We start from the raw sequence: 2899 nt of genomic DNA on the forward strand, positions 1-2899 counted from the left end.
GTCCATCAAGGGCGCAGGGATGTTCAGCGTGTTCGCCGTCGTCACGAACATCACGCTCGACAAGTCGTATTCGACCTCGAGGTAATGGTCCATGAACGTCGAGTTCTGTTCGGGGTCGAGCACCTCGAGCAGCGCCGATGACGGGTCGCCACGGAAGTCCTGGCCCATCTTGTCGATCTCGTCGAGCAGGAACAGCGGGTTGGACTTCTTTGCCTTCTGCATCGACTGGATGACCTTGCCGGGCATCGAGCCGATATAGGTGCGCCGGTGGCCACGGATCTCGGCCTCGTCACGCACGCCGCCGAGCGCCATGCGGATGAATTCGCGGCCGGTTGCCTTGGCTATCGACTTGCCGAGCGAGGTCTTGCCGACGCCGGGAGGGCCGACGAGGCACAGGATCGGCCCCTTCAGCTTCTTCTGGCGGCTTTGCACGGCAAGGTACTCGACGATGCGGTCCTTGACCTTGTCGAGGCCGAAGTGATCGGTGTCGAGGACGTTCTGCGCGTAGGCCAGGTCCTGCTTGACCTTGGAGTTCTTGCCCCACGGTATCGACAGCAGCCAATCGAGATAGTTGCGCACGACGGTCGATTCAGCCGACATCGGCGACATCGTCCTCAGCTTCTTCAACTCGGCTTCCGCCTTTTCGCGGGCCTCCTTGGAGAGCTTGGTCTTCTTGATGCGCGCCTCGATCTCGGCGGCTTCGTCGCGGCCGTCCTCGCCCTCGCCGAGCTCCTTCTGGATCGCCTTCATCTGCTCGTTAAGGTAGTATTCGCGCTGCGTCTTCTCCATCTGGCGCTTGACGCGCGAGCGGATGCGCTTCTCCACCTGCAGGACGGAGATTTCGGCTTCCATGAAGCCCATCGCCTTTTCCAGCCGCTCCTTGACGGAAAGCGTGGCCAGCATTTCCTGCTTTTCAGGAATCTTGATGGCGAGATGCGAGGCAACCGTGTCGGCGAGCTTGGAATAGTCGTCGATCTGGCTGGCGGCGCCCACCACTTCGGGCGAGATCTTCTTGTTCAGCTTGACGTAGTTCTCGAAGTCGGTGACGACCGAGCGGGCCAGAGCCTCGACCTCGACCTCTTCCTCTTCCGGCTCGACCAGCGCCGTGGCTTTGGCCTCGTGGAAGTCGGGACGGTCGGTGAAGGAGACGATTTTCGCACGCGAGGCGCCCTCGACCAGAACCTTGACGGTGCCGTCGGGCAGCTTCAGCAATTGCAGCACATTGGCGAGCGTGCCGATGTCGAAGATCGCATCGGGCTCGGGATCGTCATCGGCGGCATTCATCTGGGTGGCGAGCAGGATCTGCTTTTCCTGACCCATCACCTCTTCCAGCGCCTTGATCGACTTTTCACGCCCGACGAAGAGCGGAACGATCATGTGCGGGAACACCACGATGTCGCGCAGTGGGAGGACTGCGAAGACGCCGTCGCTGGGAGCCTTGGATATTTTGGCCATTGTCCAACCTTTCATGTCGCGGCCACCATCAGGCCAACCGCGAATCTCATATTAACGACCGGGGATCGTTCCGCCTACCACCGTTTGTGACGGGAGTTTTACAGCACAGAAATCGGGCACCTCGGCCTTCTCGTGTTAGGTGGATGCAAGCGGGGCAAAGATCAAGAGTTAACATCGTCCGCAAATCCACTCCATCGCTCAGGCCGTATACCCGTCACAGCAAAACGGCGCCGCAAGGGCGCCGTTCCACAAAAATATAGGGCCAAGTGCCATATCAGGCGCTGACATTGCCCTTCTTTTCCTTCTGTTCGGAATAGATGTAGAGCGGCCTGGCGCTGCCGGTCACCACTTCTTCCGAGATCACCACCTCGCGCACGCCTTCGAGCGCGGGCAGTTCGAACATCGTGTCGAGCAGGATCGCTTCCATGATCGAACGCAGGCCGCGCGCGCCGGTCTTGCGCTCGATGGCGCGCTTGGCGATCGCCGAAAGCGCGTTCTCGTGGAAGGTCAGGTCGACATTTTCCATTTCGAACAGGCGCTGATACTGCTTGACCAGCGCGTTCTTCGGCTCGGTCAGGATCTGGATCAATGCCGGCTCGTCAAGATCCTCCAGCGTCGCCAGGACCGGCAGACGACCGACGAACTCCGGAATGAGGCCGAATTTCAACAGATCCTCGGGCTCGACCAGACGGAAAACGTCACCCGTGCGGCGATCCTCCGGCGACGCGACGATGGCGCCAAAACCGATCGAGGTCTTCCTGCCGCGATCCGAGATGATCTTGTCCAGGCCAGCAAAGGCGCCGCCGCAGATGAACAGGATGTTGGCGGTGTCGACCTGCAGGAACTCCTGCTGCGGGTGCTTGCGGCCGCCCTGCGGCGGCACGGAAGCGACGGTGCCTTCCATGATCTTCAACAGCGCCTGCTGAACGCCCTCGCCCGACACGTCGCGGGTGATAGAGGGATTGTCGGACTTGCGCGAAATCTTGTCGATTTCGTCGATGTAGACGATGCCGCGCTGGGCGCGCTCGACATTGTAATCGGCCGACTGCAACAGCTTGAGGATGATGTTCTCGACGTCCTCGCCGACGTAACCGGCCTCGGTCAGCGTCGTGGCGTCGGCCATGGTGAAGGGCACGTCGATGATGCGGGCGAGCGTCTGTGCCAGCAGCGTCTTGCCGCAGCCGGTCGGGCCGATCAGCAGGATGTTGGACTTGGCCAGTTCGACATCGTTGTTCTTGCCCGCATGCGCGAGGCGCTTGTAGTGGTTATGCACAGCCACAGACAGCACGCGCTTGGCGTAAGGCTGGCCGATGACATAGTCGTCGAGAACCTTGAGGATCTCCTGCGGGGTCGGCACGCCCTCGCGCGACTTCACCATCGAGGTCTTGTTCTCCTCGCGGATGATGTCCATGCACAGCTCGACGCACTCGTCGCAGATGAACAC

The 2899-nt window shown here is 60.9% G+C and carries 2 protein-coding genes; both read right to left on the reverse strand.

The window, feature by feature from the left end; genetic code table 11:
• Positions 1 to 1455: LON peptidase substrate-binding domain-containing protein (locus tag EOA36_RS32400; RefSeq protein WP_127280894.1), on the reverse strand; the 1455-nt coding region annotated here is incomplete at its 3' end.
• 274 nt (positions 1456 to 1729) lie between these two features.
• Positions 1730 to 2899, reverse strand: a 1170-nt coding sequence (gene clpX / locus EOA36_RS32405) for an ATP-dependent Clp protease ATP-binding subunit ClpX (RefSeq protein ID WP_127280895.1), incomplete at its 5' end; no start/stop codon positions are given.

This window comes from Mesorhizobium sp. M8A.F.Ca.ET.021.01.1.1 (assembly GCF_003998025.1).
Lineage (GTDB): Bacteria > Pseudomonadota > Alphaproteobacteria > Rhizobiales > Rhizobiaceae > Mesorhizobium.